Source organism: Burkholderia sp. BCC1644 (genome assembly GCF_902833225.1).
Classification (GTDB): Bacteria; Pseudomonadota; Gammaproteobacteria; order Burkholderiales; family Burkholderiaceae; genus Burkholderia.
In genome coordinates this window covers 378,857-403,160 of record NZ_CADFEI010000005.1, presented here as the reverse complement: position 1 = coordinate 403,160, position 24,304 = coordinate 378,857, and the positions used below count along the sequence as shown (strand labels likewise).

The window sequence follows — 24,304 nt, the reverse complement described above, 5'->3', positions numbered from 1 at the left end:
CATGAAGCTGTGCGATTTCGAGGTCGGTCTCGACAAGCCTTTCTTCCTGATCGCGGGTACCTGCGTCGTCGAATCGGAGCAAATGACGATCGACACGGCGGGCCGCCTGAAGGAGATCTGCGAGAAGCTGAACGTTCCGTTCATCTACAAGTCGTCCTACGACAAGGCGAACCGCAGCTCGGGCAAGTCGTTCCGTGGCCTCGGAATGGACGAAGGCCTGCGGATCCTGTCCGAGGTGAAGCGTCAGCTCGGCCTGCCGGTGCTGACCGACGTGCATTCGATCGACGAGATCGAGCAGGTCGCGTCGGTCGTTGACGTGCTGCAGACGCCGGCGTTCCTGTGCCGCCAGACCGACTTCATCCACGCGTGCGCGCGCTCGGGCAAGCCCGTCAACATCAAGAAGGGCCAGTTCCTCGCGCCGCACGACATGAAGAACGTGATCGACAAGGCGCGCGACGCGGCACGTGAAGCGGGGCTGTCGGAAGACCGCTTCATGGCGTGCGAGCGCGGCGTCTCGTTCGGCTACAACAATCTCGTGTCGGACATGCGTTCGCTCGCGATCATGCGCGAGACGAACGCGCCGGTCGTGTTCGACGCGACCCACTCGGTGCAGTTGCCGGGCGGGCAGGGCACGAGCTCGGGCGGCCAGCGCGAATTCGTGCCGGTGCTCGCGCGTGCGGCGGTCGCGACGGGCGTTGCCGGCCTCTTCATGGAAACGCACCCGAATCCGGCGGAAGCGAAGTCGGACGGCCCGAACGCGGTGCCGCTGAACCGGATGGGTGCGCTGCTGGAGACGCTGGTCACGCTCGACCAGGCGGTGAAGCGCAATCCGTTCCTGGAAAACGATTTCAATTAAAGATCGAATGAACCTTGCGACGGCTTCGCGCGTCTGTAGCGAAAGCGGTTCCGGCGCGCGCGCCGTCGCAGTTTGAAGAATCCATCGTCATTCTCAGAGGAAACCCATGAGTGCCATCGTAGATATCATCGGCCGCGAGATTCTGGATTCGCGCGGCAACCCCACCGTCGAATGCGACGTGCTGCTCGAATCGGGCACGATGGGCCGCGCGGCGGTGCCGTCGGGCGCGTCCACCGGCTCGCGTGAAGCGATCGAACTGCGCGACGGCGAAGCCGGCCGCTACAACGGCAAGGGCGTGCTGAAGGCAGTCGAGCACATCAACACCGAAATCTCCGAAGCCATCATGGGCCTCGACGCGTCGGAACAGGCGTTCCTCGACAAGACGCTGCTCGAGCTGGACGGCACCGACAACAAGTCGCGCCTCGGCGCGAACGCGATGCTGGCCGTGTCGATGGCCGTCGCGAAGGCCGCTGCCGAAGAGGCAGGCCTGCCGCTGTACCGCTACTTCGGCGGCTCGGGCGCGATGCAACTGCCGGTGCCGATGATGAACATCGTCAACGGCGGCGCGCACGCGAACAACAGCCTCGACATCCAGGAATTCATGATCGTCCCGGTCAGCCAGCCGACGTTCCGTGAAGCCCTGCGTTGCGGCGCGGAAGTGTTCCACGCGCTGAAGAAGATCCTGAGCGACCGCGGCATGAGCACGGCAGTCGGCGACGAAGGCGGCTTCGCGCCGAACTTCGGCAGCAACGACGAGTGCCTGTCGACGATCCTGCAGGCGATCGAGAAGGCCGGCTACCGTGCGGGCGAAGACGTGCTGCTCGCGCTCGACTGCGCGGCATCCGAGTTCTACCACGACGGCAAGTACCAGCTCGCGGGCGAAGGCCTGCAACTGTCGTCGGCCGAATTCACCGACTACCTCGCGACGCTCGCCGACAAGTTCCCGATCGTGTCGATCGAGGACGGCATGCACGAAAGCGACTGGGAAGGCTGGAAGCTGCTGACCGACCGCCTCGGCAAGAAGGTGCAGCTGGTCGGCGACGACCTGTTCGTCACGAACACGCGCATCCTGAAGGAAGGCATCGAGAAGGGCATCGCGAACTCGATCCTCATCAAGATCAACCAGATTGGTACGCTGACCGAAACGTTCGCGGCGATCGAAATGGCGAAGCGCGCGGGCTACACGGCCGTGATCTCGCACCGCTCGGGCGAAACGGAAGATTCGACGATCGCGGACATCGCGGTCGGCCTGAATGCCGGTCAGATCAAGACGGGTTCGCTGTCGCGCAGCGACCGCATCTCGAAGTACAACCAGTTGCTGCGCATCGAGGAAGATCTCGGCGACATCGCAAGCTACCCGGGTAAATCGGCTTTCTATAACCTGCGCTAACGCGCTACTATCGGGTTCGTCATATCGACGCCGCTCTGTGCACGTGCGCGGAGCGGCGCTTCTTATATCTGCGTCTCTTACATGCGGCTTGTCACTGTCGTCCTGATTGCCTTGCTGGCGCTCATTCAGTACCCCCTATGGTGGGGACACGGCGGCTGGCTGCGGGTGCATGAATTGCGTCAGCAGCTCGACGACCAGCTCCAGAAGAATGCGGACGAGAAGCTGCGCAACGAGCGCACGGCCGGCGAAGTGCAGGATCTGCAAAGCGGCACCGCGGCCATCGAGGAGCGTGCGCGCTACGAGATGGGCATGGTGAAGGACGGCGAAGTATTCGTGCAGTTCGTGTCGCCGAATGCGCCCGCAGGGCCGCTGAACAACACGCCGTCGAACACGTCGACGCGCGGTACCGTCTCCGCGGCGCCGGTGCGTGTCGTGCCGAATCCGCAGTCGATTGCGAAGCCGTCGCGGCATCATGGCGGCGACAAGGGCAAGGCCGCGCATCACTGATCGCGATACCTCGAACCCATTGAAAAAGCGCGGGAAATACCGCGCTTTTTTATTTCCTGCCAGTCGTCAATCGATCGATTGACCGCTCACCACCACCAGCCCGGGTAGCCGTAGCTGACACCCGTTCCCCAGCGATTTCCCCATCCGCCGTAGTACCCGCCGTAGACGGTCACGGGCGGTGGCGAGTAGTACGCCCATGCGCGTGCGGCTGCCTCGGCCGCGATGGCGCTGTTCTGTTCGCGCAGGACCTGCTGGTCGATCTCGTCGTAGCGCTTGCGTTCGGCGCTCGAGAGCGCGGGCGGCTGGCCGCCCGACGCGCCCGGTTCGGGCAGGCGGCTCAGGATCGTGGACGTCGGCGGTGGCATCGCGCAGCCGGCGAGCGCGAGCGTGCCGGCGGCGGCGCTCGTCAGGATGAGGGTGCGAAACGGGCGGAGGCGATTCATGTGGTTCTCCTGCAGCGCGCCGACGGCGGGAAATGGCGTGCACCGAAGGCCGGGCCTCCGGTGCCTGAGCCGTGCGTGCGGCGCTCGTGCGTCATTATGCGCCCGTGCCCGGATGGCGGGCACGAGCACGCCGCTCAGTGACGCTGGTCGGTTGCCGGCGCGATGCCGGTCTCGACGCCGGGTGCCGCGAACAACTGCGCGACGTCGACGGGATCGAACTCGTAGCGCTGGTTGCAGAACTCGCAGTGGATCTCGACGTGGCCGCGCTCGACGATCACGCTGTCGACTTCGTCGCGACCGAGCATGCGCAGCATCGCACCGACCTTCTCGCGCGAGCACGAGCACTGGAAGCGCGTGCCGGCCGGTTCGAAGTGCTGCACGTTTTCCTGCCAGAACAGCCGGCGGAACACGACTTCCGGTTCGACCTCGAGCAGTTCCTTGGCGGACAGCGTGCCGCCGAGCGTGCAGACGCGCTCCCACGTGTCGATATCGGTTTCGGCGTTGCGCGGCACGATGCCGCCGTCGCCCGGCAGCTTCTGCAACAGCATGCCGACCGCGCGGTCGCGATCGGCCGCGAGCCACAGCCGCGTGTCGAGCTGCTCCGAGTGATGCATGTAGTGCTCGAGCACCTGCGACACCGACTCGAGCGGGCCGTCGACGCCGTTCAGCGGCACGATGCCCTGGTACGGCTGCTGGCCCGGCAGCTTGTCGGCCGGGTCGAGCGTGATCACGCAACGGCCGTGGCCGCTCGCGTTGACGAGCGACGCGAAGCTGGTGTCGTCGCCGATCGTTTGCGCCGCGTCGCCGGCGAACTTCGCGGTGGCCCGCATCGACAGATCGGAACCGCACTGGACGACCAGCATCTGGACCGGCCCGTCGCCGAAGATCTGCATGATCAGGGTGCCGTGAAATTTCAGGTTCGCGGACAGCAGCGCGCACGCGGCCATCATCTCGCCGAGCACCGTGCGCACGGGGGCAGGGTAGTCGCGGCGGGCGAGCACTTCCTGCCACGTATTGCGCAGCGAAACGATCTCGCCGCGCACGGGCGCCGCATTGAACATGAATTTCTGTAACTGGTCGCTCACTCTTCTTCCTTGAAATCCGTGCGAATCACCCGATCCGCACGAGTTGCTCCTTGAAATGCGCGCGCCGCTCGACATACGTCTTCGCGTTTGCGCGCAGCCGCGCGATGTCTTCCGCCGACAGCTCGCGCACGACTTTTGCCGGTGCGCCGAGAATCAGCGAGTTGTCCGGGAACGTCTTGCCTTCCGTCACGACCGCGCCGGCGCCAACCAGACAGTTGCGGCCGATGACCGCACCATTCAAGACCACCGCCTGAATCCCGATCAGCGAACCTTCGCCGATCGTGCAGCCGTGCAGCATCGCCTGATGCCCGATCGTCACGTTTTCGGCAATCGTCAGCGGAAAGCCCGGGTCCGTGTGCAGGACCGCGCCTTCCTGGACGTTGCTGCCGGCGCCGACGGCAATGGTTTCGTTGTCGCCGCGAATCGTCGCGCCGAACCACACGCTCGCGTTCTCCTCGAGCACGACCTTGCCGATGATGGCCGCCGTGTCGGCGACGAATACGCTTTCGTGGATCGTCGGGGCCGTCTCGCCCAGTTTGTAGATCGTCACGGAGTCTCCTTGTCTCTTCGATGATGGGCGCCGGTAGAATGGCGCGTCCGGTTTGCCCGGCGCATGGCGCCGTGGAACAAACGCATATTGTAAACCGTCGCGTGCATATGCTCCCGCGATGCGTACGCAAGGTGTCCCCGTTTATGAGCATGGAGTCTTCGTCTTCCGGCGCTACGCCGGCCTGCGTGCGCCGCGTGGCGCTCGACGCGCTGTGCCTGTCCGAACCGGCGGCGAAGGCCGCACGGGTGCGCGCGCTGCACGATGCGCTGCGGGCCGGGCAGGCCGCGATCGCGCCGTCGCTCGCGCTGCCTGAACCGGCCTGCCTGCCCGGCCGTCCTGCCCGTCCGCCGCTCGTCGAGCCGCGCCAGCTCGAACGGCGCAGCATGCGTTCGCCCGCGGGACGCGCGGTGCTGTTGCACGCGCTCGCCCATATCGAATTCAACGCGATCAACCTGGCGCTCGACGCGGTCTGGCGCTTCGCGGGCCAGCCGGACGCGTTCTATGCGGACTGGCTGAAGGTCGCGGCCGAGGAGGCCTATCACTTCACGCTGCTGTCCGACCGGCTGGCGGCATTCGGGCATGCGTACGGCGATTTTCCCGCGCACAACGGACTGTGGGAGATGTGCGAACGGACCAAGGGTGACGTGCTGGCACGCATGGCGCTCGTGCCGCGCACGCTCGAGGCGCGCGGGCTCGACGCATCGCCGCCGATCCGCGCGCGGCTCGTCCAGGCGGGCGACGACGCGTCGGCCGCGATCCTCGACGTGATCCTGCGCGACGAGATCGGCCATGTCGCGATCGGCAACCGCTGGTTCCGGCATCTGTGCGACGCAGCCGGCCGCGATCCGGTGCCGACCTACCGGCAGCTGGCCGAGCAATACCATGCGCCGCGGCTGCGCGGCCCGTTCAATTTCGATGCGCGCCGCGATGCCGGCTTCGAGCAGGCCGAACTCGACGAACTGGCCGCGCAGGACGCCGCGGACGGAAACGCGGCACGTTAGCCGGCCCGCGCGCCCGGCCGACGGTGCTTCCCGGCGGCCGTCCGAATGTCACCACTGCTAGAGCGTGGCCTCGATTGCCGGCCGCCGGAACGCAGGCGTCGCCGCTATAATCGAACGACCATTCTTTTTTTGGCGGCTGCAATGAGTGCCTCGAGTTCTGTTTCCGATTTCGTCACGGTGCGCGGCGTCCAGCTGCATGTGCGGCGCTGGGGCCGGCCCGATGCGCCGATGCTGTTCATGCTGCATGGCTGGATGGACGTCGCGGCGTCGTTCCAGTTCGTCGTCGACGCGCTTGCGGGCGACTGGCAGGTGATCGCGCCCGATGCGCGCGGCTTCGGGCTGTCCGACTGGCCGGTCGCCCGGCAGGGCGGCGGCCACTACTGGTTCCACGAATACCTGGGTGATCTCGATGCGCTGGTCGACCACTATGCGCCGGCCGGCGAAGTCAACCTGGTCGGGCACAGCATGGGCGCGAACGTCGTGTGCCTGTACGCCGGCGCCCGGCCGGAACGCGTGCGCCGCGTGGTCGACCTCGAAGGCTTCGGGCTCGCGCCTGCCCGGGCCGAACAGGCGCCGCGCCGGCTGCGCGGCTGGCTGGACGAACTGCGCGAGCCGCCGGCGTTGCGACCGTACGCGTCCCTCGACGACGTGGCGGCGCGCCTGATCAAGACCAATCCGCGGCTCGCCCCGCGCCGTGCCGCGTTCCTCGCGGAGCACTGGTCGAAGCGCGGCGACGACGGTCTTTACCACCTGCTGGCCGATCCGGCGCACAAGATGCCGGGCCCGCTGCTGTACCGGCTCGATGAAGTGATGGCTACCTGGAAGCAGGTGCGGGCGAAGGTGCTGCACGTCGAAGCCGTCAATTCGCCGACGCTCGCGCATATCGCCGGCGACATCCCGCTGCCCGAATTCAAGGCGCGTTTCGACGCGTTCCCTGACTGGCGCGAAAAGCTCGTCGAGGACGCCGGCCACATGGTGCACCACGACCAGCCCGAGCAGATCGCGGCGCTGATCGAGGCGTTCTGCGCGTAGGCGCGCGACGCCGTCGGCAGGGCAGGCGGGCGGCGCAATTGCCGCGTTGCAGTAGAATGAAGCCTTACCTGCCATGCCGACAATGAACGCCGATCTCCACTGCCATTCCAATGTTTCCGACGGGTTGCTGTCGCCTGCCGACGTCGCGCGCCGCGCGCATGCGGGCGGCGTGACCCTGTGGGCGCTGACCGACCACGATGAAATCGGCGGCCAGGCAGCGGCACGCAGCGAGGCGGAAGCGCTCGGCATGCGTTACCTGAGCGGCGTCGAGATTTCGGTCACGTGGGCGGCGCGCACCGTGCACATCGTCGGCCTGAACATCGATCCCGCGAACCCGGCGCTGGTCGACGGCCTGTATCGCACGCGCCACGGCCGCGCGGCGCGCGCGCTGGCGATCGGCGAGCAGCTGGCGACGCTCGGCATTCCCGACGCGTACGAAGGCGCGCTGAAGTACGTCTCGAATCCCGACCTGATCTCGCGCACGCACTTCGCGCGCTTTCTCGTCGAGAACGGCCACGCCGAATCGACGTCCGACGTGTTCGACCGGCTGCTCGGCGACGGCAAGCCCGGCTTCGTCCCGCATCGCTGGGCATCGTTGTCCGACGCGGTCGGCTGGATCCGCGCGGCGGGCGGCCAAGCCGTGGTCGCGCATCCGGGCCGCTACCGCTACACGCCCGTCGAATTCGACGCATTCTTCGGCGAATTCATCGATCTGGGCGGCCGCGCGATCGAAGTCATCACGGGCAGTCATACGCCCGACCAGTACCGCGAATACGCGGAGGTTGCGCGCCGCTTCGGCTTCGAAGTGTCGCGCGGCTCGGATTTCCACGCGCCGGGCGAGGGCCGCATCGAGCTCGGCAGCCTGCCGCCGTTGCCGTCCGACCTCACACCGGTCTGGGAGCGCTGGCTCTGACGCAGGGCGGCTGATCGCTGCCCTTGCCGCCGCCCGTGCGTTGCCGATTCTTCCCCCTTTACGTACCCCCATGTCCCAGTTCTTCAGGATTCATCCGGATAATCCGCAGCCGCGCCTGATCAAGCAGGCCGTGGACATCATCAGCAAGGGCGGCGTGATCGCGATGCCGACCGATTCGAGCTATGCGCTCGCATGCCATCTCGACGACAAGGACGCGGTCGAACGCGTGCGCCGGATTCGCGGCCTCGACGAGAAGCAGCACCTGTCGCTGCTCGTGCGCGACCTGTCGGAGCTCGCGAACTTCGCGATGGTCGACAACCGCCAGTACCGGCAGATCAAGTCGGTGACGCCGGGCCCCTACGTGTTCATCCTGCAGGCGACGAAGGAAGTGCCGCGCCGGCTGTCGCACCCGTCGCGCAAGACGATCGGGCTGCGCGTGCCCGACCACGCGATCACGCTCGCGCTGCTGGAATCGCTCGGCCAGCCGCTGCTCGGCACGACGCTGATCCTGCCGCCGGACGACGAGCCGCTCAACGATCCTGAAGAAATCCGCACGCGGCTCGAGAAGCAGGTCGACCTCGTGATCGACGGCGGCGCGTGCCCGCGCGAACCGTCGACGGTGATCGACCTGACCGGCGACGAGCCGGAACTCGTGCGCGCGGGGCGCGGCGCGCTGGAACCGTTCGGCCTCTCGGCCGCATGAGCGGGCCGTTCAATTTTGCGCGAGTGCGCTTGTTACAATAACGCGATATGGATGCTTCCCTGATACAGACCATCGCCGTCTACGCGCTGCCCGTGATCTTCGCGATCACGCTGCACGAGGCCGCGCACGGCTATGCCGCCCGCCTGCTCGGCGACAACACCGCCTACGTGATGGGGCGCGTGTCGTTCAACCCGATGCGCCACATCGATCCGCTCGGCACGATCGCGATCCCGCTCGTGATGTACTTCCTGACGGGCGGCGCGTTCCTGTTCGGCTATGCGAAGCCGGTGCCGGTTTCATTCGGCAACCTGCGCAACCCGCGCTGGGGCAGCCTGTGGGTGTCGCTCGCGGGCCCGGCCTGCAACTTCGTGCAGGCGCTGGTCTGGGGCCTGCTGACCCTCGTGCTGCCCGCCGTCGGCATCGACGAGCCGTTCTTCACGCGGATGGCGTTTGCCGGCGTCAGCGCGAACCTCGTGCTCGGCGTGCTGAACCTGTTTCCGCTGCCGCCGCTCGACGGCGGCCGCATCCTGGCGGCGCTGCTGCCGCCGAAGCAATCGATCGCGCTGTCGCGCATCGAGCCGTACGGTTTCATCATCGTCCTCGCGCTGGTCGCGACGGGCGTGCTGACGAACTTCTGGCTGCGCCCGCTCGTCAACGTCGGCTACGCCGTCCTGAGCGCCATCCTGTCCCCATTCGCCTCGCTCCTCTAACGACAATCATGTTCCCAGAACGTATTTTCTCCGGCATGCGACCCACCGGGTCGCTGCACCTCGGTCATTACCACGGCGTGCTGAAAAACTGGGTGAAGCTGCAGTCCGAGTACCCGTGCTTCTTCTGCGTCGTCGACTGGCATGCGCTGACGACGCACTACGAGACTCCCGAGGTCATCGAGAAGAACGTGTGGGACGTGCTGATCGACTGGCTCGCGTCCGGCATCGATCCGGCGCAGGCGACGCTGTTCATCCAGAGCAAGGTGCCCGAGCATGCCGAACTCGCGCTGCTGCTCGGCATGAGCACGCCGCTCGGCTGGCTCGAACGCGTGCCGACCTACAAGGAGCAGATGGAGAAGCTGAAGGACAAGGATCTGTCCACCTACGGTTTCCTTGGCTACCCGGTGCTGATGGCGGCTGACATCCTGCTGTATCGCGGTTCGCTCGTGCCGGTCGGCGAGGATCAGGTGCCGCACGTCGAGATGACGCGCGAAATCGCGCGCCGCTTCAACTACCTGTACGGCCGTGAGCCCGGCTTCGAGGAGAAGGCGCTCGAAGCCGCGAAGAAGCTCGGCGGCAAGCGTGCGAAGCTCTATCACGAGCTGCGCAATGCGTATCAGCAGGAGGGCGACGACGAGGCGCTCGAACAGGCGCGCGCGATGCTGCAGGAATCGCAGAGCCTGTCGATGAGCGACCGCGAGCGCCTGTTCGGCTATCTCGAAGGCGCGCGCAAGATCATCCTGGTCGAGCCGCAGGCGCTGCTGACCGAAGCATCGCGGATGCCGGGCCTCGACGGGCAGAAGATGTCCAAGTCGTACGGCAACACGATCGGCCTGCGCGAAGACGCCGAGACGATCACGAAGAAGGTCCGCACGATGCCGACCGATCCCGCGCGCGTGCGCCGCACCGATCCGGGCGATCCGGACAAGTGCCCGGTGTGGCAGCTGCACCAGGTCTATACGGACGAAGCGACGCACGAGTGGGTGCAGAAGGGCTGCCGCTCGGCGGGCATCGGTTGCCTCGACTGCAAGCAGCCGGTCGTCGAAGGCATCCTGCGCGAACAGCAGCCGATGCTCGAGCGCGCGCAGAAGTACATGGACGATCCGTCGCTGCTGCGCGCGATCGTCGCGGACGGTTGCGACAAGGCGCGCAAGTACGCGACGGAAACGATGCGCGACGTGCGCGACGCGATGGGCCTGTCGTACAACTGATCCGGCGCATGAGCGAATCCGTCATCGCCGCCGCGGGCGGCCACGTCGCCCAGGCCGAGCCGTCGCGCTGGGTCGCGCAATGGTCGCGGCTCGCGCCGGCCGGCGGCGCTGTGCTCGATGTCGCCGCGGGCGGCGGCCGCCATGCGCGCTGGTTCGCGTCGCATGGGCATCCGGTCGTCGCGCTCGACCGCGATCCGGTCGCGCTGGCCGCGTTGCGCGCGATTCCCGGCGTCGAGGCCCGCGCGGCCGATCTCGAAGGCGCGCCGTGGCCGCTGCCGGCCGGCGAGCGGTTTGCGGCCGTGATCGTCACGAACTACCTGCATCGTCCGCTCTGGCCCCATCTGCTCGATGCAGTGGCGCCGGGCGGCGTGCTGATCTACGAAACCTTCGCGCAAGGAAACGAAACGGTCGGAAAACCGTCCAACCCCGCGTTCCTGCTCGCCCCGGGCGAGCTGCTGGACGCCGTGCACGGCCGCCTGCGGGTGGTTGCGTACGAGGACGGTTTTGTCGCCGCGCCGCGCGAGGCGTTCGTCCAGCGTCTCTGCGCGGTGCGCGAGGGCGCGACCCCGAAGGCGGGGGCGGGAATTCCACGTTACGAACTGCCCGGCTAATCCGCTACAATCTCAACGTTTACCGGTACACATTCAATCGCGTTTCATGGCTAACGGCACCCAAGACGGCATTCAAATCCGCGGCAGCATCCCCGCGATCGTCACCCCGATGCTCGAAGACGGCAGTCTCGACCTGCCGGCGTTTCGCAAACTGATCGACTGGCACATCGCGGAAGGCACCGATGCGCTGGTCGTGGTCGGTACGAGCGGCGAGTCGGCAACGCTCAACGTCGAAGAGCACATCCTGATGATCCGCACGGCGGTCGAGCATGCGGCAAAACGCATCCCGATCATCGCGGGCGCGGGCGGCAACTCGACCGCCGAGGCGATCGAGCTGACGAAGCACGCGAAGGCGGTCGGCGCGGACGCGACGCTGCAGGTCGTGCCGTACTACAACAAGCCGACGCAGGAAGGCATGTACCGCCACTTCCGGGCGATCGCCGAAGCGGTCGACCTGCCGGTGATCCTGTACAACGTGCCGGGCCGTACGGTCGCGGACATGGCGAACGAAACGACGCTGCGCCTCGCGGAAGTGCCGGGCATCATCGGCGTGAAGGAAGCGACCGGCAACATCGATCGCGCTGCGCACCTGATCAAGGCCGCACCGAAGCATTTCGCGATCTACAGCGGCGACGATCCGACCGCGATCGCGCTGATGCTGCTCGGCGGCCACGGCAACATCTCGGTGACGGCGAACGTCGCCCCGCGTGCGATGAGCGACCTGTGCCGCGCGGCGCTGGCCGGTGACGTCCAGACCGCCCGGGCGCTGCACATGAAGCTGCTGTCGCTGCACAAGAACCTGTTCATCGAGGCGAACCCGATCCCGGTGAAGTGGGCGCTGCAGGCGATGGGCAAGATGCAGGGCGGTATCCGGCTGCCGCTCACGGCGCTCGACGAGCGCTGCCACGATGCCGTGCGTTCGGCCCTCGTCGAGGCCGGCGTTCTCTGATGCCGAGGCGGCCGCGTCCTGCGGTCGCCGGCTCGACCCCTGATCAACCCGCACCGGCCGGCTCCGTCCGGCGCCGCTCCTGACGAGCGTTCTAGCAAGACGAAGGATTTCATGAAACGTTTCGCCATTTCCTCTCGCGCCATCCAGCTGTCGGTGGTGGCGCTGGCGCTGGGCGCGCTCGCTGGCTGCGATACGCTGAACGACTACCTGGCCCCCGACCGGGTCAACTACAAGAACACCGGTTCGGCGCCGCCGCTCGCGGTGCCGAGCGACCTGAAGCCGGTGCCGACGACGCAGCAGTTCGTTGCGCCGCCGAGCAACGCCGGGCTCGGTACGCTGCCGCCGCGGGTCACGACGCAGGCCGGCAACGCGACCGACGGCATCCCGAGCGCGCAGGATCCGCTCGGCATGCATATCGAGCGCGACGGCGATCGCCGCTGGCTCGTCGTCGACGGCCGGACGCCCGAGCAGCTGTGGCCGATCCTGAAGGAGTTCTGGCAGGAGAACGGCTTCTCGCTGAAGACCGATGCGCCGTCGACGGGCATCATGGCGACCGACTGGGCCGAAAACCGCGCGAACATTCCGGACGACTGGTTCCGCCGCACGATCGGCAAGGTCATCGATTTCGCCTACTCTTCGGGCACGCGCGACCGCTTCCGCACGCTCGTGAACCGCACGTCGGACGGCAACACCGACATCTCGATCACGCACAGCGCGATGGAAGAAATGATGGTCGGCCCGCAGGGCGGCACGTCGTCGCGCTGGGAAGAACGTCCGCGCAACCCGGTGCTCGAAGCCGTCTTCCTGTCGAAGCTGATGCAGAAGTTCGGCCTGACCGACGCGCAGGCGAAGCAGTTGCTGACCGACGCGCATCCCGCGACGGCGCCGGCGCAGGTCAGCGACACGAGCGGCGGCGCGGCGACGCTGCAGCTGGCCGAGTCGTTCGATCGCGCGTGGCTGCGCGTGGGCCTGGCGCTCGACCGCACCAACTTCACGGTCGACAATCGCGACCGCGAGAAGGGCATGTATACCGTGCGCTACGCGAATACGATGGAAGAGCTCAAGCGTGACGGCCTGTTCGGCAAGCTGTTCTACGGCGGCCCGTCGGCGGCGAAGCCGGGCAAGGAATTCCTCGTCAACGTGCGCGCGCAAGGCGCCGGCGGCACGCAGGTCGCGGTGGTCGGCGCAAACGGCCAGGTCGACAACTCGTCGGACGCGCAGCGGATCATCTCGCTGCTGCACGCGCAGCTGAACTGAGCGCGTGCGATTCGCCAGCCTCGGAAGCGGCAGCGAAGGCAACGCGCTGGTCGTCGAGGCCTCGAGCGGCACGACGACCACCCGCGTGCTGCTCGACTGCGGCTTTTCCGCCAAGGAGGTCGAGCGCCGGCTCGGCCGACTGAATCTCGGCATCGATGATCTCGATGCGATCCTCATCACCCACGAACACAGCGACCACGTCGGCAGCGCGCTGACGCTCGCCCGCCGTGCGTCGCTGCCGCTCTACATGAGCTGGGGCACCGCGCGCGCGGTCGGCGCGGACGAGGCCGATGTCGATCTCCACGTGCTGTGGGGCGACGAGACGGCCGCGATACGCGATCTGGCCGTGATGCCCTATACGGTCCCCCACGATGCGCGCGAACCGCTCCAGTTCGTGTTCATGGACGGCTGCAGCCGGCTCGGCGTGCTGACGGACGTCGGGATGGCCACGCCGCACATCACGGCCGTCCTGAGCGGCTGTGACGCGCTGGTGCTCGAATCCAACCACGATACCGCGATGCTGGCTGCGAGCCGCTATCCGCAGTCGCTGAAGGCGCGGATCGGCGGCAACCATGGGCACCTGAGCAACGACGCGGCGGCCGACATCCTCGCGTCGCTCGAACGCAGCCGCCTCCAGCACCTGGTCGCGGCGCACCTGAGCCAGCAGAACAACCTGCCGGAACTGGCCCGCCGGGCGTTCGGCGGCGTACTGGGGACGGATGGGGAGGACGTGATCGTGGCCTCGCAGGACGCGGGCTTCGACTGGCTGATGCTCGGATGAGCAGGGCAGGGCCGCTACGGCGGCCCGGTGCGGCTGCCGGGCGATGTGTACGGAAACGGCAGACGTAAAAAAACCGGCCCTCGGGCCGGTTTTTTTTCAGCTGACGCTGAGGCTTACTGGCTTGCGCCCGAAGCCGGAGCAGCCGTCGCTGCCGAAGCAGCCGACGCCACTGCAGCAGCAGCGTCGCTCGCAGCAGCCGTTGCCGACGAAGCAGCGGCAGCAGCGTCGCTCGCTGCACCAGCAACTGCCGAAGCAGCCGTCGAAGCAGCAGCAGCCGCGTCGCTTGCAGCCGACGAAGCAGCTTGATCAGCGCTCTTGTTGCAAGCAGCCAGTGCAACAGCAGCCAACAGGGAAGCTACGAGGAGGGATTTCTTCATGATCACGTCCTTTTATGGTTAAAGGTAAGCAACAGCGCGAAACAATACCGGTAATGTGCTCCAACACCGACCTGGGCCGCTGGTGGAGATGCACTTCTTAGAGCGTGAATCTTCCCTACGGCTTGGGCGGAAATTATATGCACTTTCCTATCGACCGTCGACAAATGCGGGGTCAATACGTTGTCTTTCCCATACAGAATTTGATCCGTACGGGCATACGGGGCGACTCACACTAATTCCGGTTTCCGACCCGTATCCAGCCCGCACGATACCACTCGTGCAACAAGGCTGTCATTGAGGGAACCCGGGATAGTGTTACAAACCGTTTCGCCTCCATCTGGCGTTGATTGGCCAGTTCGGGCAGCCATTCACCGGCCTGCTCGAGCGGTCCTTCCTCACCATTAATGAAGTACGAGCGCGCGTTATACATCAATGCGGCCCTTCTGTCGAGACACACGCCACGTCGTGAAGCTTGCGTGACGAACGCGGACTCGGACAACGGGCGCGCCGGCGGGTCGAAAACGACGTTCGGCTTGGGCTCGCTCAGGTAGCAACCGAGGAATTCGGCGACGTCGCGCTTGCGCCAGCGGATCGCATCGACGATCTCGGCGACACGCTCGACCATCGCCGGAGGCAATTGTGCGGGCGTATCGACGGCCGGCTGCTTCGGGTCGCGGTAGAGATCGTCGCCGCCCCCGTCGCGCAGGCCGCCGCGCTCCGCGAGATAGTACAGGAACTGGGCGCCCAGTTCGCCGGCGGACGGGGCCCGGAAGCCGATCGAGCAGGTCATGCACTCGCCTTCGGCGACGCCGTCGTGCGCGATGTGCGGCGGCAGGTAAAGCATGTCGCCGGGCTCCAGCACCCATTCGTCGCTCGGCTCGAAGTTTTCGAGGATCTTCAGCGGCACGTCCGGCTGCAGCGACAGGTCCTTTTGCGCACCGACACGCCAGCGGCGCCGGCCTTCGACCTGCAGCAGGAAGACGTCGTATGAATCGAAATGCGGGCCGACGCCACCGCCGTCCGTCGCATACGAGATCATCAGGTCGTCCAGCCGCGCGTCGGGGATGAAGCGGAAGCGGTCGAGCAGCGCGCGCGCCGCGTCGACGTGCAGGTCGAGCCCTTGTACGAGCAGGGTCCACGCCTTGCGCGTGACGGCCGGCAGCGAGCCCGGTTCGAACGGGCCGTGCGCCAGTTGCCACTTGTTACGAAAATGGGTGATCAGTCGCGATTCCGCGTCATAGTCGGCGGCAAGCTCGAACAGCGCGTCGCGCGAGACCGGTGACGCGACGCCGGGGATCGCCTGACGGATCAGCAGCGGCTTCTTCTGCCAGTAGCCGCGCATGAATTGCGCCGGCGTGAGACCGCCGAGCAGCGGTGTGGGAAGATCGGAAGGCGGCGCGCCGAGCGGGGCGGCAGCGGTATCCCGCGGTTCGGCTTGAGACCGGTTGCGCATCGTATAATGAGAGTTGTATTTGGGAGAATTGGATGAAAATCGCAAAAAACACCGTCGTGTCGGTCACTTACAAGCTGTCGGATGCACAGGGCAATCTGATCGAGGAAAGCGACGAGCCGATGGTCTATCTGCACGGCGGCTATGATGGCACGTTCCCCAAGATCGAGGAACAGCTCGACGGCCACGAGCCGGGCTACGAGGCGCAGGTTCAGCTCGAGCCGCAGGACGCGTTCGGCGACTACGATCCCGAACTCGTGAAGATCGAGCCGCGCGATCGTTTTCCCGAGCCGCTCGAAGTGGGTATGCAGTTCGAAGGCACGCCGGAAGACGGCGACGAGGAAGTCGATTCGCTGATCTATACGGTCACCGACGTCGCCGAAGACAAGGTCGTGCTCGACGGCAATCACCCGCTGGCCGGCATGGCGCTGCGTTTCGCACTGACCGTGAAGGACGTTCGCGAAGCCACCGAAGACGAAATCGAGCATGAGCACGCGCATGGCGCGGAAGGGCTCGAAATCGTCGACGAGGACGAAGACGAAGATGGCGAAGCGCCGTCAGGGCGTACCCTGCACTGAGCTGGCAGGCAGGCCGGGTGCCGGCCCCGATGCAGGGGGCGGCACCGGCCACGACGCGCCGCCCGGGGCGGCGCCGTCACCCTGCAGCGGCGGCGCGACCGACGACGAGTCGGGCAACGCCGGCAACGCAGGGATTTCAGGCATCTGTGGCAGCGGTACGTCGTCGTGCGGCACGAGCGGCAGCGCGGGCGGCACCGGCAGGTTCTTGGGCACCTCCTGCAGGCTCACGTTGAAGATCGTCTGCCGTGACGGCGACACGCTCACCTTGACCCACTGATTCGCCGGATGGCGCGGTCCGATCGCGACGCGCGTCAGGTTTCCTATCAGCTCACCATCGTCGGCACGCAGCGGCCGGTCGATCAGGAAGCCGTTCGCCAGCGGTTCGCCACTCGCGTGCATCACCAGGATCGGGCCGCGGAACGTCGCCGCAGCCTTCACCAGCGTTCGTTTCAGCTCACGGAAGCCGTCGCGTACGCGCGGCCGGTTGAAACGCAGCCACGCAAAGCGTTCCGCGCGTTCATAGCGTTCGAACTGCGGATCGCCTTCGAAAATCACCACGATCGCGCGCGCTTCGCGCCGCTTCGCGTATTCGGCCGCGTGGTCGATCCAGAAACCGTTCGCGACGATGCGATCCTCGAATTCGCCGTTGCGGCCGCCGGCCGTCAGGTAGTGATTGTTCGGCGCCGGCGCGTTGAGCGCGACGTAGACGATGTCGTCGCGCATCCAGCGGGCATTCTCGCGATACGGCCGGAACCGTGCGACTTCGCTTTCCCGCGTGATCTGCAGCCCGCCGGGATCGGGCAGCGCGGAGTCGGCGAGCAGCGTCTGCCGCAGGAAGTCGAGCCGCTCGACCGGATCGTAGCCGCCGCCGGCTGCCGTGTTGCACGTCAGCCAGTCGTCGTGGCCGGGAATGAACACGAGCGGCACGCGCGCCGAATCCAGGATCGCGCCGCGCTGCGAATACAGCGCATCGCGGCACGCTTCCTTCGAACCCTTGAGATCGCCCGCATAGACCACGAAAGCGAGGTTGCGCTCGCGCGCGATCGAATCGAGCAGCCGCTGGGCGGAGGGTTCGTCCGCCGGGACGTTGATGACGCCCGACACGACCGCGAACGAGTAGGGCGCGGTGGTGCGCTTCGGCGGTGCAGCCTGCGCACCGGCCTGCGCGAGCGCGAGTAACGCCGCGACGAGCGCGGCGGCCGCGCGGGCCGGCAGGCCCGGCGAGATGCGCTTACGCGTGCCCGTCGGCATCGTGCGACCGGACCAGCGTGCGCAGTTCGTACAGCAGATCGAGCGCCTCGCGCGGCTTGAGATCGTCGGGATCGATGTCGCGCAGCTTGTCGAGCGCCGGATGCGGTGCGTCGGGCCGGGCCGGAGCATCTGCGCATTCGAGATCGTCGACGATCGCCTGCGGTGCGCTGAACAGGTCGAGTTGCGGCGTGTGCTGCGATGCCGACTGCTGTTCGAGATAGGCGAGGTGCTTGCGCGCGGCGCGGATCACCGGTGCCGGGACGCCGGCGAGCTGCGCGACCTGCAGGCCGTAGCTCTGGTTCGCCGGTCCTTCGTTGACCGCGTGCAGGAACACGATGCCGTGGCCGTGTTCGACGGCCGACAGGTGGACGTTGGCCGCCTGCGGGAATTCGGCTGGCAACTGCGTCAACTCGAAGTAGTGCGTCGCGAACAGCGTGTAGCACGCGTTGTGTGCGAGCAGGTGGCGGGCGATCGCCCACGCGAGTGCGAGGCCGTCGAACGTCGACGTGCCGCGGCCGATCTCGTCCATCAGTACGAGGCTTTGCGGCGTCGCGTCGTTGAGGATCGCCGCGGCCTCGGTCATCTCGACCATGAACGTCGAGCGGCCGCCCGCGAGATCGTCTGCTGCGCCGATGCGCGTGAAGATCCGGTCGATCGGACCGAAGCACGCCGACTTCGCCGGCACGTAGCTGCCGACGTAAGCCATCAGCGCGATCAGTGCGGTCTGCCGCATGAACGTCGACTTGCCGCCCATGTTCGGACCGGTGATCAGCAACAGCTTGCGCTCGGTGCCGAACCGGCAGTCGTTCGCGATGAACTGCTCGACCTGCGCTTCGACGACCGGGTGGCGGCCCTGTTCGATGTCGATGCCGATCTCGTCGGTGAAGGTCGGTGCGACCCAGTCGAGCGCGCGCGCGCGTTCGGCGAAGGCGGCGAGCAGGTCGAGCTCGGCGAGTGCCGACGCGACGCGCTGGCACTCGGGGATGAACGGCAGCAGCGCCTGCAGCACCGAGTCGTACAGCGCGCGCTCGCGCGCGAGCGCGCGTTCCTGCGCGGACAGCGCCTTGTCCTCGAAGGTTTTCAGTTCGGGCGTGATGTAGCGCTCGGCGTTCTTCAGCGTCTGGCGGCGGCGGTAGTCGTCGGGCACCTTGTCCGTCTGGCCACGCGTGACTTCGATGTAGAAGCCGTGCACCTTGTTGTATTCGACGCGCAGGTTCGCGATGCCGGTGCGCGTGCGTTCGCGTGCTTCGAGATCGATCAGGAACTGCCCGCAGTTCTCCGAAATGTCGCGCAGTTCGTCGAGTTCGGCATCGTAGCCGCGCGCGATCACGCCGCCGTCGCGCACCATCGCGGCCGGTTCGGGCGCAATCGAGCTGGTCAGCAGGTCGAGGCATTCGGCGGGCGGCGCGAGTGCCGCATCGACGCGCGTGAGCGAATCGGCATTCGCGACGATCGCGCTGATGCGCTCGCGCAGCGCCGGCAGCGCGGCGAACGTGTCACGCAGGCTCGACAGGTCGCGCGGGCGCGCGGACAGCAGCGCGAGACGCCCGGTGATCCGTTCGACGTCGGCGATCTGGCGCAGCGCGCTGCGCAGCGCATCGAGGCTCGCGTTCGCCGGCGCATCGAGCAGCGCGCCGATGGCCTGCTGGCGCGATTGCGCGGCAACCGACGCGCGCGGCGGGTGATGCAGCCAATGACGCAGCAGGCGGCTGCCCATCGTCGTGCAGCAGGTGTCGAGCAGCGAATACAGCGTCGGCGATTCGGTGCCGCGCAGCGTCTCGGTCAGTTCGAGGTTGCGACGCGTGGCCGGATCGAGCCCGATGTATTCGGTTTCGTTCTCCACCTTCAGGCTGCGCACGTGCCGCAGCTGCTGGCCCTGCGTAGCCGCCGCATAGAGCAGCAGCGCGCCGGCCGCGCCGCATGCGCTCGTCAGCGAGTGCGCGCCGAATCCGTCGAGACTCGCGACGTCGAGCTGGTCGCACAGGCGCTGCGTGCCCGATGCGATGTCGAAGTGCCAGGCCGGCACGCGCTTGCTTGCGCCCGCGCCTGCGGGCACGGCGTCGGTCGCGCCGTCCGGCGTCAGGATTTCGGCCGGCCGGATGCGCTCCAGCGCAGCCGCGAGCTGATCGGGTTCGATTTCGGCGAGCCGCAGTGCGCCGCTGGCGAGGTTCAGCCACGCGAGGCCGACGTTGACTGCGACGCCGCGCTTGTTGTGGCCCGTGCACATCGCGAGCAGGTACACGTCGTTCTTGTCGGACAGCAGCGCCGCATCGGTCAGCGTGCCGGGGGTGACGACGCGCACGACCTTGCGCTCGACGGGCCCCTTCGACGTGGCAGGATCGCCGATCTGTTCGCAGATCGCGACCGATTCGCCCATCTTCACGAGCTTCGCCAGATACTGTTCGACCGCGTGATGCGGCACGCCGGCCATCTTGATCGGCGTGCCGGCCGACGCGCCGCGCTGCGTGAGGGTCAGGTCGAGCAGGCGTGCGGCCTTTTCCGCATCTTCGAAGAACAGCTCGTAGAAGTCGCCCATCCGGTAGAAGACGAGTGTGTCGGGATGGTCGGCCTTGATGCGCAGGTACTGCTGCATCATCGGAGTGTGATTGCTAAAGGCGGCTTCTGTAAGCTGCTGTTTCTGTTCTGTAATTTCTCGCACGTCCTTATCCATCAAGGCTTTCCGTCAGTTTCTGGGGCTTCGGTGTCGAATTTCCCCGTGTCACGACATCTTGCTAAATTCTCATCATCAGCGTAGCTTTTCGCTCTTTACGAAACCTACGCCTACGCCGGTGCTGTCCTGTGTGTGGCGGAAACCTACGCCGAGGATTGAATGCGGTTTGACGCGCGCACTGCAAAGCAACTTTTGCCCGGTGCACATTTGAATATCGACGGTTGTCCTGGTCTCAGGCTTGAGGCAACAGCTTCGCGCCGTAGCTGGATCTACCGGTACAAATCGCCCGTCGATGGGCGTATGCGACAAATCAAAATCGGCGAATGGCCCGCGCTGTCGATCGCAGCTGCGGCCGTTGAATGGGAGCGTCTGAGGGATCAGCGCAACGCAGGCAACGACCCCGCACTGTGTAAGCGACAAGCACTCGGCACTGTCGCCGTAATGGTACAGCAAGGGGATTCGCTGACAGTGGGTGACGTGTGTGCCGCGTACCTGAAAGGGCATGTGGAGCACAATCGAAAACCGAAGGGCGCGGCCGAAGTCGCACGGATGTTCAGGACCATGATTGGCGATCTTGCAGAGACGCCGGCGGCCGAGTTGACCCGCGAGCGTGCTTTTACCAAGATCGATTCATTTCGTCACATCCCCGTGCAGGCGTCGAAGCTTCGGCTTGAGCTGGGTGCTGCATGGGACTATGCGCTCGATGCCGGCAAACTACACGAATCCTCGCCGAACTGGTGGCGTCAGATTATGCGCGGTCGTTTGCGTAGTAACGGCAAGCGTATTCAGGGGCAGCCGACCGGAACCGTGAAGCGGTTTCTGAGCGACGCTGAGGCGGGGGCGGTGATCAACTGGCTGCCGAACTTCAGTCGCAACGTCGAAGACGCCCTGACGCTCTATCTGTGGACGGCAACACGTGGCGCTGAGATTGGGTCTATGGAGGGGAGGGAGATTGCCGAAGAATCGGACGGGCTTTGGTGGACGATACCGAAGGTCAAGACAAAAAATGCTCGCCACGAGAACGCAACGGACTTGCGGGTGCCACTTGTTGGTCGGGCGGAAGCAATTGTTCGTCGTCGGCTAGAGCGATACGGGAAAGGTTGGTTGTTCCCGGCTGACAAAGACGGCCCGATGCAACAGAAAGTGTTCGGTACAGCGGTGCACTTCCATATGCCATATAGCGAAACGAAGCCGAAACAGGTCCGGCCGCGCCTCGCAGTGACACATTGGGCACCTCATGATCTTCGTCGCACGGCGCGCACCATGCTGGCTGCGCTCGGGTGTCCGTACGAGATCGGTGAAGCGATTATCGGGCACATGCTGCCGGGGGTTGGCGGCGTCTACAATCGTCACGACTATGACGCCGAGCGCCGACAGTGGTTGTCGAAGTTGAGTGTGAAGCTGGAGGCGGTCAGTCAGGCGCATGTGCGTTAGCCTTGCGTCGTCCAGTTCCGCAGTTTGGCGGCGGCAAGAATTCCGACGGTGTCCGGGCCTCTGCCCATTCTTCGATTTCCCGCGTGAGCCACCCGACACGACGACCTGACAGCGCGCGAGGCTTCGGAAACTCTTCTTGCCGGACGAGCTTATGAATGACGGCTGGCGACAGGGAGATTGCGGCCGACACCGATTCGATATCGAGGTAGATCGGTTTCATTGCAACGGTCATGCAGGTGCTCCTTGATTCTTCAATGCTTCATCGGCCGCGCCTGGCACTGCGCGAGCCAGTTGCATCAAACCGGTTTCCAGCGTGATGCCGGCGGTGGCTGCCCAGGTGCGAGCGTCCTGCGCCGTCTTGTGGCGAGCGAACGATCCGATCTCGTCGGCCATCAGGTCCAGCAGCTCGACGTCGGCCGCGTGCGAGATCTCACTGATCAACGACCGGATCTCGATGTGAAGGGCGTCGAGCCGCGCGAGCCTGCCTTGGCGGGTATCCGCCAAGGCTTCGTTCATCTGGATAGGTTTGCGCCGCGCGAGCGGCGCTTCGTGTGTCTGGATCGTTTTTGCGGGCGTCAGCCCGCTGCTGTTCGACTGCATCGAAGTGCCGTTGACGCTGGCCAGTGAGATAGCCGGGCGCTTCTTCGCGTGTTCCCGCTTTCGCGGCAGCGGACGTGGGGTAGAAAGGGCCGGGCGCGGGGTCATTTGGCTGCCTCCTGCGCCATTTCGGGCGTCCAGTCGGGGTCGGGCGTCGTGAACAGCTTGTCGAGCCATGCATTGACGGATGCTGCAGACTTCGATTTAGCGCGTCCGGAGTGGTGCATCAGCCGAGTCACGTCAGACACAGCCGCACGAATGGCTTGAACGCGGGTCCGCAAAATCGCAGGCGTGTCCCGCATTGACGGGTAGTGGTCGCCGAAGGCGTAGGTCGGTGCGAGATTCATTTCGAACGAATAGATCCACGCGCCTTCTTCGGGTTGTGCAACGTAGATGCTCGCGGGAATCAAACCGGAGCTGGTCGCCTTGGGTGCGTGAAGTTTCTCGCAGTCTTGGAATACGCCGTGCGGGTTCGGAGTGTGAAGCGGATGCTTTTTCGATCGGGAGGGGCTGTCGAGCAGACCTTCAAGGCCAGCGAATGCGCGATGGACGCCCTCGATGGTTCCCGGTGAAAGTTTGCCGAACACGGGGTCGTGCAGCACGGCCTGCAGCGCCTGCAAAAGTTGCTTTGCGCGCACGTCGTTGATCTTCGCGGGAGCGCTTTGGCGCGGGGCGGGCTGTGCAGGCGCCTGCGTCTCGACAGTGACGTTCGCGGCTGTCGACGCTCCGATCGGTGCGGGGTTGGTTGTCGTGGCCGCATGTATTGCCTGTTCGGACGATGATGCCGGGTCCGGGAGCGCATCGAGCTGGGGCGCTATGTCGAGGAATTTCTTCGTCACCTTCGATTTTCCGGCTTCAGCAGCTTTGGATATGCCGACGACGATACGTTCGAGCGCCTTGTCGCCGCCGTGCTGGCGGATCTGTTCAATCGCCAGCGTGCCGGTGCATTGACCGTCCCGTACGAGCTTATGCAGTTCGGCCGGTGCTCGTTCGAGCAGGCCCACGTCACGGATCGTTTGGTCGCTGACATTCAGGCGCTTGCAGATGGCCGCGAGGGTCATGCCGTGGATGTCGCGAAGCTCGGCGACGACGCCGGCCAGTTCAAGCGGCGACGATCGCTTGCTGTCGTTGCTAAGGTAGCCGTCGATAACCATTTCGGCGCGGTTGACTGTCTTGGCGTCGCGAACGACGACCGGGATCTTGCCGATGTCCTTGCCAGCTTCGATTGCATTGCCAGCCGCAAGATAGCGGTGCTGACCCTTGTACACGTACAGCAGATCCTTCCCGTCAACCTTTCGCGCGTAGCAGTGGAGCGGTGAACCCTTGTCGTACCCGTTCTCAACGATGAGGGCAGTGAGGTGCGTCACCCATTCGGGATCAACCGGTCGGATGTTGTCGGACGGGTCATAGTGAAGTTGGCCGTAGGGGACCATCCACAGGTCCGCAGACGTTGCGCCCGCAGCGGCTGCTGCGGCCTTCGTGTTCCCGGTCGGGATCGGCGCGGTCAGGTCGAGCTGTTGCGTGCGGTCATCCATTACGCGACCTCCTGCGGTGCTGCCGTGCTCGTCTTGCTCTGCTTCTTCGCTTTCTTGATCGCCTTCGATGCCTCGATGCTCGCTGCGCGCTTCGCGTCACGCAGACGCTTGATCGCGGTGGCGCAGTCGCCTTCGCTCGGGATCGAGATCTGCTTGCCGGCGATCTCAGTGCCGTCGAGGATCAAATACTCCGTATGTACGCTGTCGGCCAAGGGGCGGCGACCGACGACGTATTTGCCGATCAGGATCGGGGTCGACGGACGGCGTGCGTTCCGGTCGTACCGCGCAATGGTGCGTAGTGACAGCGTGTCGCGACGCTCGACGTCGACGAGGGGAAGGGTGCGGGCTTTGATTCGCGGCATGGTGGTCTCCATGGCGCCGGGGCAACTCGCCCCGGCTAGGTCGAGGCGGC

At 65.9% G+C, this 24,304-nt stretch carries 26 protein-coding genes and 1 pseudogene; 16 read left to right on the top strand and 11 right to left on the bottom strand.

Annotated elements, in window-relative coordinates:
* The first annotated feature begins 1 nt into the window (after nt 1).
* The 3 genes from kdsA to ftsB all read left to right on the top strand — a co-directional run bounded on the left by kdsA (nt 2) and on the right by ftsB (nt 2,753).
* Entirely contained in the window at nt 2–856 is an 855-nt protein-coding gene (gene kdsA, locus HWX87_RS12885) for a 3-deoxy-8-phosphooctulonate synthase (RefSeq protein ID WP_047898480.1), read from the top strand.
* Between the two features lie 106 nt (nt 857–962).
* Complete coding sequence (gene eno / locus HWX87_RS12880) at nt 963–2,246, top strand: phosphopyruvate hydratase (protein WP_011352544.1); 1,284 nt, start codon at nt 963–965, stop codon at nt 2,244–2,246.
* An 81-nt stretch (nt 2,247–2,327) separates the two neighbouring features.
* Complete coding sequence (gene ftsB, locus HWX87_RS12875; RefSeq protein ID WP_027784847.1) at nt 2,328–2,753, top strand: cell division protein FtsB; 426 nt, start codon at nt 2,328–2,330, stop codon at nt 2,751–2,753.
* An 86-nt stretch (nt 2,754–2,839) separates the two neighbouring features.
* On the opposite strand, the gene HWX87_RS12870 is transcribed toward ftsB, so the two are convergent.
* The 3 genes from HWX87_RS12870 to HWX87_RS12860 form a co-directional block, all read right to left on the bottom strand.
* Complete coding sequence (locus HWX87_RS12870) at nt 2,840–3,196, bottom strand: hypothetical protein (RefSeq protein WP_176047452.1); 357 nt, start codon at nt 3,194–3,196, stop codon at nt 2,840–2,842.
* 134 nt (nt 3,197–3,330) lie between these two features.
* A complete protein-coding gene (gene hslO / locus HWX87_RS12865) occupies nt 3,331–4,281 on the bottom strand; it encodes an Hsp33 family molecular chaperone HslO (RefSeq protein ID WP_176047451.1) in 951 nt (316 codons plus the stop codon).
* 25 nt (nt 4,282–4,306) lie between these two features.
* On the bottom strand, nt 4,307–4,831 hold the full coding sequence (locus HWX87_RS12860) for a gamma carbonic anhydrase family protein (protein ID WP_176047450.1): 525 nt from the start codon (nt 4,829–4,831) through the stop codon (nt 4,307–4,309).
* A gap of 143 nt (nt 4,832–4,974) precedes the next feature.
* Here HWX87_RS12860 and HWX87_RS12855 point away from each other — a divergent pair, with 143 nt between their 5' ends.
* The 11 genes from HWX87_RS12855 to HWX87_RS12805 all read left to right on the top strand — a co-directional run bounded on the left by HWX87_RS12855 (nt 4,975) and on the right by HWX87_RS12805 (nt 14,378).
* Nucleotides 4,975–5,832: a ferritin-like domain-containing protein gene (locus tag HWX87_RS12855; RefSeq protein ID WP_176047449.1), complete on the top strand. Its 858-nt coding sequence runs from the start codon at nt 4,975–4,977 to the stop codon at nt 5,830–5,832.
* A 141-nt stretch (nt 5,833–5,973) separates the two neighbouring features.
* Complete coding sequence (locus tag HWX87_RS12850) at nt 5,974–6,864, top strand: alpha/beta hydrolase (protein WP_176047448.1); 891 nt, start codon at nt 5,974–5,976, stop codon at nt 6,862–6,864.
* An 82-nt stretch (nt 6,865–6,946) separates the two neighbouring features.
* A complete protein-coding gene (locus HWX87_RS12845) occupies nt 6,947–7,777 on the top strand; it encodes a 3',5'-nucleoside bisphosphate phosphatase (protein ID WP_176047447.1) in 831 nt (276 codons plus the stop codon).
* A 70-nt stretch (nt 7,778–7,847) separates the two neighbouring features.
* Nucleotides 7,848–8,480, top strand: a complete 633-nt coding sequence (locus HWX87_RS12840) for an L-threonylcarbamoyladenylate synthase (protein WP_176047446.1) — start codon at nt 7,848–7,850, stop codon at nt 8,478–8,480.
* A gap of 47 nt (nt 8,481–8,527) precedes the next feature.
* Nucleotides 8,528–9,190: a site-2 protease family protein gene (locus HWX87_RS12835; protein ID WP_176047445.1), complete on the top strand. Its 663-nt coding sequence runs from the start codon at nt 8,528–8,530 to the stop codon at nt 9,188–9,190.
* An 8-nt stretch (nt 9,191–9,198) separates the two neighbouring features.
* Nucleotides 9,199–10,401, top strand: a complete 1,203-nt coding sequence (locus HWX87_RS12830; RefSeq protein WP_006487046.1) for a tryptophan--tRNA ligase — start codon at nt 9,199–9,201, stop codon at nt 10,399–10,401.
* 8 nt (nt 10,402–10,409) lie between these two features.
* Nucleotides 10,410–11,012, top strand: coding sequence for a class I SAM-dependent methyltransferase (locus tag HWX87_RS12825; protein WP_176047444.1), 603 nt, complete (start codon nt 10,410–10,412; stop codon nt 11,010–11,012).
* A 46-nt stretch (nt 11,013–11,058) separates the two neighbouring features.
* Nucleotides 11,059–11,961: a 4-hydroxy-tetrahydrodipicolinate synthase gene (gene dapA / locus HWX87_RS12820; protein WP_175845203.1), complete on the top strand. Its 903-nt coding sequence runs from the start codon at nt 11,059–11,061 to the stop codon at nt 11,959–11,961.
* Nucleotides 11,962–12,072: 111 nt separating this feature from the next.
* Complete coding sequence (gene bamC / locus HWX87_RS12815) at nt 12,073–13,218, top strand: outer membrane protein assembly factor BamC (RefSeq protein ID WP_176047443.1); 1,146 nt, start codon at nt 12,073–12,075, stop codon at nt 13,216–13,218.
* Nucleotides 13,219–13,222: 4 nt separating this feature from the next.
* A complete protein-coding gene (locus HWX87_RS12810; protein WP_176047442.1) occupies nt 13,223–13,999 on the top strand; it encodes an MBL fold metallo-hydrolase in 777 nt (258 codons plus the stop codon).
* 43 nt (nt 14,000–14,042) lie between these two features.
* On the top strand, nt 14,043–14,378 hold the full coding sequence (locus HWX87_RS12805) for a hypothetical protein (RefSeq protein WP_081051808.1): 336 nt from the start codon (nt 14,043–14,045) through the stop codon (nt 14,376–14,378).
* On the opposite strand, the pseudogene HWX87_RS38310 reads toward HWX87_RS12805, so the two are convergent.
* Together HWX87_RS38310 and HWX87_RS12800 are read right to left on the bottom strand one after the other, a co-directional pair.
* A pseudogene (locus tag HWX87_RS38310) lies at nt 14,306–14,552 on the bottom strand (hypothetical protein). The gene HWX87_RS12805 and the pseudogene HWX87_RS38310 overlap by 73 nt on opposite strands.
* Nucleotides 14,553–14,608: 56 nt before the next feature.
* Nucleotides 14,609–15,829, bottom strand: a complete 1,221-nt coding sequence (locus HWX87_RS12800) for a cupin domain-containing protein (RefSeq protein WP_176047441.1) — start codon at nt 15,827–15,829, stop codon at nt 14,609–14,611.
* Between the two features lie 32 nt (nt 15,830–15,861).
* On the opposite strand from HWX87_RS12800, the gene HWX87_RS12795 reads away from it, so the two are divergent.
* Nucleotides 15,862–16,404 carry a peptidylprolyl isomerase gene (locus HWX87_RS12795; protein WP_175045517.1) on the top strand — a complete coding sequence of 181 codons (543 nt, stop codon included), beginning with the start codon at nt 15,862–15,864 and terminating at the stop codon, nt 16,402–16,404.
* Here HWX87_RS12795 and HWX87_RS12790 read toward each other — a convergent pair.
* Both HWX87_RS12790 and mutS read right to left on the bottom strand, forming a co-directional pair.
* On the bottom strand, nt 16,384–17,655 hold the full coding sequence (locus HWX87_RS12790; RefSeq protein ID WP_176047440.1) for a hypothetical protein: 1,272 nt from the start codon (nt 17,653–17,655) through the stop codon (nt 16,384–16,386). The two genes, HWX87_RS12795 and HWX87_RS12790, sit on opposite strands and share 21 nt — an antisense overlap.
* On the bottom strand, nt 17,636–20,326 hold the full coding sequence (mutS, locus tag HWX87_RS12785; RefSeq protein WP_176047439.1) for a DNA mismatch repair protein MutS: 2,691 nt from the start codon (nt 20,324–20,326) through the stop codon (nt 17,636–17,638). Before mutS ends, HWX87_RS12790 begins: the two co-directional genes overlap by 20 nt.
* Before the next feature lie 159 nt (nt 20,327–20,485).
* Here mutS and HWX87_RS12780 point away from each other — a divergent pair, with 159 nt between their 5' ends.
* Nucleotides 20,486–21,760, top strand: coding sequence for an integrase family protein (locus HWX87_RS12780; RefSeq protein WP_176047438.1), 1,275 nt, complete (start codon nt 20,486–20,488; stop codon nt 21,758–21,760).
* Here the strand turns inward: HWX87_RS12780 and HWX87_RS12775 are convergent.
* Genes HWX87_RS12775 through HWX87_RS12760 form a run of 4 tightly spaced genes read right to left on the bottom strand, consistent with a single transcriptional unit; the run spans nt 21,738 to nt 24,254 of the window.
* Nucleotides 21,738–21,992, bottom strand: a complete 255-nt coding sequence (locus HWX87_RS12775; protein WP_244137660.1) for an AlpA family phage regulatory protein — start codon at nt 21,990–21,992, stop codon at nt 21,738–21,740. The two genes, HWX87_RS12780 and HWX87_RS12775, sit on opposite strands and share 23 nt — an antisense overlap.
* Nucleotides 21,989–22,465 carry a hypothetical protein gene (locus HWX87_RS12770; protein ID WP_176047437.1) on the bottom strand — a complete coding sequence of 159 codons (477 nt, stop codon included), beginning with the start codon at nt 22,463–22,465 and terminating at the stop codon, nt 21,989–21,991. The genes HWX87_RS12775 and HWX87_RS12770 overlap by 4 nt, the downstream gene beginning before the upstream one ends.
* On the bottom strand, nt 22,462–23,892 hold the full coding sequence (locus HWX87_RS12765) for a pyridoxal phosphate biosynthetic protein PdxJ (protein WP_176047436.1): 1,431 nt from the start codon (nt 23,890–23,892) through the stop codon (nt 22,462–22,464). The genes HWX87_RS12770 and HWX87_RS12765 overlap by 4 nt, the downstream gene beginning before the upstream one ends.
* Entirely contained in the window at nt 23,892–24,254 is a 363-nt protein-coding gene (locus HWX87_RS12760) for a beta-hexosaminidase (protein WP_176047508.1), read from the bottom strand. The genes HWX87_RS12765 and HWX87_RS12760 overlap by 1 nt, the downstream gene beginning before the upstream one ends.
* Nucleotides 24,255–24,304: the final 50 nt, after the last annotated feature.

Coding starts and splice junctions, on each gene's coding strand:
- HWX87_RS12835 (WP_176047445.1), top strand. CDS start 8,528: ATGGATGCTTCCCTGATACAGACCATCGCCGTCTACGCGCTGCCCGTG.
- kdsA (WP_047898480.1), top strand. CDS start 2: ATGAAGCTGTGCGATTTCGAGGTCGGTCTCGACAAGCCTTTCTTCCTG.
- mutS (WP_176047439.1), bottom strand. CDS start 20,326: ATGGATAAGGACGTGCGAGAAATTACAGAACAGAAACAGCAGCTTACA.
- HWX87_RS12850 (WP_176047448.1), top strand. CDS start 5,974: ATGAGTGCCTCGAGTTCTGTTTCCGATTTCGTCACGGTGCGCGGCGTC.
- HWX87_RS12830 (WP_006487046.1), top strand. CDS start 9,199: ATGTTCCCAGAACGTATTTTCTCCGGCATGCGACCCACCGGGTCGCTG.
- HWX87_RS12855 (WP_176047449.1), top strand. CDS start 4,975: ATGAGCATGGAGTCTTCGTCTTCCGGCGCTACGCCGGCCTGCGTGCGC.
- HWX87_RS12845 (WP_176047447.1), top strand. CDS start 6,947: ATGAACGCCGATCTCCACTGCCATTCCAATGTTTCCGACGGGTTGCTG.
- HWX87_RS12765 (WP_176047436.1), bottom strand. CDS start 23,892: ATGGATGACCGCACGCAACAGCTCGACCTGACCGCGCCGATCCCGACC.
- HWX87_RS12870 (WP_176047452.1), bottom strand. CDS start 3,196: ATGAATCGCCTCCGCCCGTTTCGCACCCTCATCCTGACGAGCGCCGCC.
- HWX87_RS12800 (WP_176047441.1), bottom strand. CDS start 15,829: ATGCGCAACCGGTCTCAAGCCGAACCGCGGGATACCGCTGCCGCCCCG.
- HWX87_RS12840 (WP_176047446.1), top strand. CDS start 7,848: ATGTCCCAGTTCTTCAGGATTCATCCGGATAATCCGCAGCCGCGCCTG.
- HWX87_RS12795 (WP_175045517.1), top strand. CDS start 15,862: ATGAAAATCGCAAAAAACACCGTCGTGTCGGTCACTTACAAGCTGTCG.
- eno (WP_011352544.1), top strand. CDS start 963: ATGAGTGCCATCGTAGATATCATCGGCCGCGAGATTCTGGATTCGCGC.
- dapA (WP_175845203.1), top strand. CDS start 11,059: ATGGCTAACGGCACCCAAGACGGCATTCAAATCCGCGGCAGCATCCCC.
- HWX87_RS12775 (WP_244137660.1), bottom strand. CDS start 21,992: ATGACCGTTGCAATGAAACCGATCTACCTCGATATCGAATCGGTGTCG.
- HWX87_RS12780 (WP_176047438.1), top strand. CDS start 20,486: ATGCGGTTTGACGCGCGCACTGCAAAGCAACTTTTGCCCGGTGCACAT.
- HWX87_RS12790 (WP_176047440.1), bottom strand. CDS start 17,655: ATGCCGACGGGCACGCGTAAGCGCATCTCGCCGGGCCTGCCGGCCCGC.
- HWX87_RS12825 (WP_176047444.1), top strand. CDS start 10,410: ATGAGCGAATCCGTCATCGCCGCCGCGGGCGGCCACGTCGCCCAGGCC.
- ftsB (WP_027784847.1), top strand. CDS start 2,328: ATGCGGCTTGTCACTGTCGTCCTGATTGCCTTGCTGGCGCTCATTCAG.
- HWX87_RS12770 (WP_176047437.1), bottom strand. CDS start 22,465: ATGACCCCGCGCCCGGCCCTTTCTACCCCACGTCCGCTGCCGCGAAAG.
- HWX87_RS12805 (WP_081051808.1), top strand. CDS start 14,043: ATGTGTACGGAAACGGCAGACGTAAAAAAACCGGCCCTCGGGCCGGTT.
- HWX87_RS12760 (WP_176047508.1), bottom strand. CDS start 24,254: ATGCCGCGAATCAAAGCCCGCACCCTTCCCCTCGTCGACGTCGAGCGT.
- bamC (WP_176047443.1), top strand. CDS start 12,073: ATGAAACGTTTCGCCATTTCCTCTCGCGCCATCCAGCTGTCGGTGGTG.